This is a genomic window from Bacteroides acidifaciens (assembly GCF_024623065.1).
Taxonomy (GTDB): Bacteria; Bacteroidota; Bacteroidia; order Bacteroidales; family Bacteroidaceae; genus Bacteroides; species Bacteroides acidifaciens.
In genome coordinates, this window is the sequence record NZ_JANJZR010000127.1 from 1 (window position 1) to 6087 (window position 6087).

A 6087-nucleotide genomic window follows, 5' to 3' on the forward strand; every position below is an offset into this window, starting at 1 on the left:
TAAGCCATTACCTATATCTCTATTATTAGCTTATAATTTATTGATAATCAACTACACATTAGTTAGTGCAACAAATGAGAAACTAAAACACGAAATCAACAAGAATTGGCATGGCAGTTCCCACGTTATAGCGTGGGCTGCTTAACCATATCTGTTGATTAAGGTTTTCTCAGGGCCTGCACTTTAAGATATGGTTATTGGCAGTGTCACGCTTCTCGTTTTACTGAGTGAAGTATTCTGTATAAAACAATGTATATTGTATTTTATCTGTATGTACAATATGTATTCTATACGTTATGGAGTGCAACATCAATTGTTTGAAAGGGAAGATGTTGATGTTTGGTCTATATTAAAAGAAATAGAAGCTTTTGATCTACCTTCTATTTTGAATAAGTTACCAATAGATGCTGGCATAAAACATGTTTTTGAGGATTTGTTGTCATATCGTTCTCAAGGTAATAAATTGGTAGAATCAGAGAGCTTTAAAGAAAAAATAACAAGTCAACGAAAATCAGCAGAACGCGGTGGAAGGTCGATGAATAGTAATATCTATTTACTTGAAAGTAAATTCTATCAGGACTTTAGTTTTTGTAATGACAATTATATAATATGTGATAATAATCGTTTTTCACAAACTCTTTATCATAATGTTATTATAGGAATATTAAATAGTCATGTTACTCCAGCAGTAAAAAGTGGTAAATACTTCTTCTACTTTTTCACATAAGCAGTAAAGAACTATTGGAAATTATGAGACAATATGATATAAAAAATCTTACTCTAGGTCAGGATGCTTGTAAATACCTTATACGACTAATTGAGAATTCAAGTCATATAATAAAACAATCGAATGATGGTAGTTATAAGATCATAAATGAGGAATTGTTTAGAAAGGTTGTACAAAATATAATGATTATTGTCAATAGAATAGATAGCGAAATGCCAGAAATATATAATATATACCCAACTGTTAATTATTTATTAGGCATACAATATTTTTGGTCTTTTGATAATGAATTATCTACATTAGTGTATAAGTATAAACCTGGTATTGATGATGCTATTCTCCTTTTAAACCATCTGATTTTTAGGAGCTATAGACAAAATACAATTCATCAGGCCATATTTAATTTGAGTTTAATATTGAAAGAGTATGGTAAGGAAATGGAAGATATTCACAGTATCGAGGATATTCCAGAAAAAAACAATTATTTTTTTGTAGGCTCATTTTTTTCAGTTTTAACTATTCATGTACAGAGGGAAATTATTGCATATTTTAAACAAAGTATTCATGGGTTATATACTCTATTGGTTCTCTACGAAAATTATCGGATACCTATTCTTGAAGAGGATTTGTTAAGAAAGGCTCTGAAGACTCCTGACTTTAGTGATGATACATATGTGAATAAAGAGGTATTTTCATGTTCTGTATTGAGACGTGTAAGAAAAAATGATAAATACCAATCTTTGCATAGCTTGATAGATGATTTCGCGGTACGTAATGAATGCTTACAGTTCTTTTTAAATCCTATAGAATTTGAGAAGATTGATAAAATAGAACCTGTTTGGGTGTGTTATTGTGAAGATTGGATAATACAAAATTTGCTGGAGAATAGAGTAATAAAAGAAAAGGTGAAAGAATATATAACTAATGATACATTGGGTAAACGGGAATTTGATCATATGTGGAAGTTATTATGATAAAAAAGTATATGGGTATTATGTATACTTCTTGGAGCTTTGTGCACTAAAACGCTTTTTCTTTGTTAATATAGAGGATTTTGCTTACCTTTGTGTTAATCAATATATTGAATATGAATAACAGTAATAATAATCAGATAATTCGTTTTGACTGGGCGATGAAACGCCTGCTCCGGAATAAGGCAAACTTTAGTGTACTTGAAGGTTTGCTTACTACGTTGCTGGGTGAGAAGATCGTTATCCAAAAACTCCTTGAAAGTGAAAGTAATCAGGAGGATGAGTTTGACAAGTATAATCGTGTAGATATGCTTGCCGAGAATTCTAAGGGTGAGCTTGTTTTGATAGAGGTGCAGAACAACAATGAGTATGCCTACTTTCAGCGAATGTTGTTCGGTACTTCTAAATTAGTGACTGAATATATCAATAGAGGAGAGGGTTATGACAAGGTACGTAAAGTTTATAGCGTCAATATTGTCTATTTCTCATTAGGTCACGGAACAGACTTTGTATATCATGGAAAGACGGAATTTAGAGGTATTCATCAAGGGGATATTTTAGAACTGACTCCTTTCCAGAAGCAGACATTTAAAGTAGATACAGTTAGTCAGTTGTATCCTGAATACTATATCCTGAAAGTGAATGGCTTTAATCAGGTAGCTAAGAGTCCGTTGGAAGAATGGATTTACTATTTGAATACAGGTGAGATTCCTTCTAGTGCTACAGCTCCCGGACTTGAAGAGGCACGTGAAAGACTAAAACTCGATAGTATGACGAAAGATGAATTGGCTGCTTATTATCGTCACTTGGATAATATTGTGATACTCCGAGATAATATTTATACGGAACGAGAAGAAGGAAGGGCGGAAGGCATTGAAGAAGGACTAAATAAAGGATTGGCTAAAGGGAAAGAAGAAGGAGTAAGAGAAGCCAATTTGAATAATGCTCGTAACCTGAAAAAGCTGGGAGTGGCAATTGATATAATTTCACAAGCTACTGGATTGTCTAAAGAAGAAATAGAAAAGTTATAGTGTAAACTTGAATATGTTATTGATTGAGGGGATATATGGCTTACTGTGTATTCCCTTTTTTATTGTTATTTGGATAGAGATGATAGGAGCGAAAGGGAGGAATTTTTGTGTGCTAAAATTAATGTTGTAGTTTAAGTCTTGTGTAAGTGGAGCGTATCGGACTCGAACCGATCACCTCGACACTGCCAGTGTCGCGCTCTAGCCAGATGAGCTAACGCCCCTTTTCAACCTTATATGATAACGTTTGTAAACGAATCCTTTTTTGTTGCCGCAAATATAATGCAATATTCTGAAATAATTGCTATGTTTGCAGTAAATAATTGTTTGAAAAAAAAGATATGCTGATTTATAATACTACTTTTCAGGTGGACGATGAGGTTCACGATAACTTTTTGATTTGGATAAAAGAATCCTATATCCCTGAAGTACAGAAACACGGTACATTAAAAACACCGCGCATTTGCAGAATTTTAAGCCATCGGGAAGATGGAAGTGCCTATTCTTTACAATGGGAAGTGGAGAGCAGCGGATTGCTGCATCGGTGGCATCTGGAACAGGGAGTGCGTTTGAATGACGAACTGACAAAAATATTTAAAGACAAGGTAATCGGTTTTCCGACATTAATGGAGATAATAGAGTGATTCAGCCGGTAAAGGAAAAGATAATCCTGGGGATTGACCCAGGTACGACAATCATGGGATATGGAGTTCTGAGAATAAAGGGGACCAAACCGGAAATGATTGCCATGGGGATTATCGACTTGCGCAAGTTTGCCAATCACTACTTGAAACTGCGCCATATCCACGAACGGGTATTGGGCATTATTGAAAGTTATCTGCCTGACGAGCTGGCTATTGAAGCTCCTTTTTTCGGTAAGAATGTCCAGTCTATGTTGAAGTTGGGACGTGCGCAAGGGGTAGCGATGGCGGCAGCATTGAGCCGTGACATCCCTATCACCGAATACGCCCCCTTGAAAATAAAGATGGCAATTACCGGAAACGGACAAGCATCGAAAGAACAGGTGGCGGATATGTTACAGCGGATGCTTCGTCTCTCGAAAGAGGACATGCCTGTCTTCATGGATGCAACGGACGGTCTGGCTGCTGCCTATTGCCATTTTCTGCAGATGGGACGTCCTGCCGTAGAGAAAGGATACAGCAGTTGGAAGGATTTTATAGCGAAGAATCCGGATAAGGTGAAGTGACCGTATAGGTTGGAAAGTAATTATCAAACGAAAATCGTTATTACAGGAACAGGAGAGTATAAGATGGGAATTAATTATTCAGCAATATTAGGAGTGACTACAGTGGCAACAGTGATGAGTTGTTCTTCCGCGAAAAAGGAATATGCTTCTTTCGAGCTATATCCGGTTCGTCCGGGAAGTCTTATAGAAATGGAGTATACGCCGGAAGCAACTACGTTCACGCTCTGGTCGCCGACAGCCGAAGAAGTGCGCCTGATGCTTTATGATGAAGGCGATGGCGGTCATGCCTACGAGACAGTAAAGATGGAACCCGGCGAAAACGGAACCTGGACGACCGTAGTGAACAAGGATTTGCTCGATAAATTCTATACCTTCAACGTGAAAATCAACGATAAATGGCAGGGAGACACACCAGGTATCAATGCCCATGCCGTCGGAGTGAACGGGAAACGTGCTGCTATCATTGACTGGAAAACGACGAACCCCGAAGGGTGGGAGAGCGATCAGCGTCCGCCGTTGAAATCTCCTGCTGACATGATTATCTACGAAATGCACCATCGTGACTTTTCCGTCGATTCTACTTCGGGAATAAAGAACAAAGGAAAATATCTCGCGCTGACCGAACACGGCACGATGAATTCGGATAAGTTGCTGACTGGTATTGACCATCTGATTGAGTTAGGCGTGACACACGTGCATCTCCTTCCTTCCTATGACTATGCTTCTATAGACGAAACAAAACTGGACGAAAACCAGTACAACTGGGGATATGACCCGCTGAACTACAATGTCCCGGACGGTTCGTACGCAACAGACCCTTATCAGCCTGCCACTCGTGTGAAAGAATTCAAGCAAATGGTGCAGGCATTGCACAAGGCTGGTATCCGGGTGATAATGGACGTAGTCTACAATCATACCTTTAATACAGCGGAGAGCAACTTCGAACGCACCGTTCCCGGTTATTTTTACCGCCAGAAAGAAGACGGCACGTTGGCGAACGGCTCGGGATGCGGCAATGAGACGGCAAGCGAGCGACCCATGATGCGTAAGTTTATGATAGAATCCGTTCTTTACTGGATGAAGGAATACCATGTCGATGGTTTCCGCTTTGATCTGATGGGAGTTCATGACATTGAGACAATGAACGAAATCCGCAAGACGGTAAATGAAGTAGATCCTACTATCTGCATATATGGAGAAGGTTGGGCGGCCGAGCCCCCTCAATATCCTACAGATTCTCTGGCAATGAAAGGAAATGTCGCGCAAATGCCCGGAATAGCTGTTTTCTCCGATGAACTGCGTGACGGGCTCTGCGGGTCGGTCTGGGAGAAGACCAAAGGAGCTTTTCTTGCTGACGTTCCGGGGGGAGAAAATAGCGTTAAGTTTGGTATTGTAGGAGCCGTTGAGCATCCGCAGGTACGTTATGATTCGGTGAATTACAGTCAGGAGCCGTGGGCGGAACAACCTGTTCAAATGATTAGCTATGTCTCTTGCCACGACGGGCTATGCCTGACAGACCGTTTGAAGGCGAGTATGCCGGGGATTACTTCCGAACAGCTTGTCCGTCTTGATAAATTGGCGCAGACAGTAGTCTTTACTTCGCAAGGTATCCCGTTTATTTATGCCGGAGAGGAAGTAATGCGTGACAAACAGGGAGTTGACAATAGCTATAAAAGTCCGGATGCAGTCAACGCCATTGACTGGAGACGCAAGACGACGAATGGGGACGTTTTCATGTATTACAAACGGTTGATTGACCTTCGTAAATCTCATCCTGCCTTCCGTATGGGAGATGCGGAAAAGGTTCGGAAGCATTTGGAATTTCTTCCCGTAGAGGGCAAGAATCTGATTGCGTTCCGTCTGAAAGACCATGCAAACGGAGATTATTGGGGCGATATTGTCGTGGCCTATAACTCCCGAACTACACCTGCCCGTCTTGAAGTGCCTGCCGGCAAATACACGGTTGTGTGCAAAGACGGTGTGATAGACATCCGCGGATTGGGAACGCAAACCGGGTCGGAAGTGATTGTCCCCGGTCAGTCTGCGCTGATTATGTACAAGTAAATTTTTGCTTTTATGGAGGTGTGTCGTAATGCACGATACACCTTCTTTTTTATTCATTACTATACAACTCGGTTCATTTTCTTTAAGCTG

General features: G+C 39.9%; 6 protein-coding genes and 1 tRNA gene. 6 read left to right on the plus strand and 1 reads right to left on the minus strand.

What is annotated here, in order from left to right:
• The first annotated feature begins 280 nt into the window (after window positions 1–280).
• From NSB03_RS19595 to NSB03_RS19605, 3 genes are all read left to right on the plus strand, one after another.
• On the plus strand, window positions 281–727 hold the full coding sequence (locus NSB03_RS19595; RefSeq protein ID WP_257466596.1) for a hypothetical protein: 447 nt from the start codon (window positions 281–283) through the stop codon (window positions 725–727).
• A gap of 23 nt (window positions 728–750) precedes the next feature.
• Complete coding sequence (locus NSB03_RS19600) at window positions 751–1701, plus strand: hypothetical protein (protein ID WP_024988764.1); 951 nt, start codon at window positions 751–753, stop codon at window positions 1699–1701.
• Between the two features lie 113 nt (window positions 1702–1814).
• On the plus strand, window positions 1815–2729 hold the full coding sequence (locus NSB03_RS19605) for a PD-(D/E)XK nuclease family transposase (protein WP_024988765.1): 915 nt from the start codon (window positions 1815–1817) through the stop codon (window positions 2727–2729).
• 147 nt (window positions 2730–2876) lie between these two features.
• Here the strand turns inward: NSB03_RS19605 and NSB03_RS19610 are convergent.
• Window positions 2877–2950 (minus strand) — tRNA-Ala (locus NSB03_RS19610).
• Between the two features lie 117 nt (window positions 2951–3067).
• Between NSB03_RS19610 and NSB03_RS19615 the strand changes: the two genes are divergently transcribed.
• The 3 genes from NSB03_RS19615 (at window position 3068) to pulA (ending at window position 5997) form a co-directional block, all read left to right on the plus strand.
• Window positions 3068–3370 (plus strand): DUF4286 family protein, encoded by a 303-nt coding sequence (locus tag NSB03_RS19615; RefSeq protein WP_024988766.1) that lies wholly within the window; start codon window positions 3068–3070, stop codon window positions 3368–3370.
• A complete protein-coding gene (gene ruvC, locus NSB03_RS19620; RefSeq protein WP_024988767.1) occupies window positions 3367–3933 on the plus strand; it encodes a crossover junction endodeoxyribonuclease RuvC in 567 nt (188 codons plus the stop codon). The genes NSB03_RS19615 and ruvC overlap by 4 nt, the downstream gene beginning before the upstream one ends.
• Window positions 3934–3996: 63 nt before the next feature.
• Window positions 3997–5997 (plus strand): type I pullulanase, encoded by a 2001-nt coding sequence (gene pulA / locus NSB03_RS19625; RefSeq protein ID WP_024988768.1) that lies wholly within the window; start codon window positions 3997–3999, stop codon window positions 5995–5997.
• The last annotated feature ends 90 nt before the right edge of the window (window positions 5998–6087 follow it).

Bases quoted from the DNA above. Each gene is read 5' to 3' on its own strand.
- NSB03_RS19595 (WP_257466596.1), top strand. From the start codon at position 281: ATGTATTCTATACGTTATGGAGTGCAACATCAATTGTTTGAAAGGGAA.
- NSB03_RS19600 (WP_024988764.1), top strand. From the start codon at position 751: ATGAGACAATATGATATAAAAAATCTTACTCTAGGTCAGGATGCTTGT.
- NSB03_RS19605 (WP_024988765.1), top strand. From the start codon at position 1,815: ATGAATAACAGTAATAATAATCAGATAATTCGTTTTGACTGGGCGATG.
- NSB03_RS19615 (WP_024988766.1), top strand. From the start codon at position 3,068: ATGCTGATTTATAATACTACTTTTCAGGTGGACGATGAGGTTCACGAT.
- pulA (WP_024988768.1), top strand. From the start codon at position 3,997: ATGGGAATTAATTATTCAGCAATATTAGGAGTGACTACAGTGGCAACA.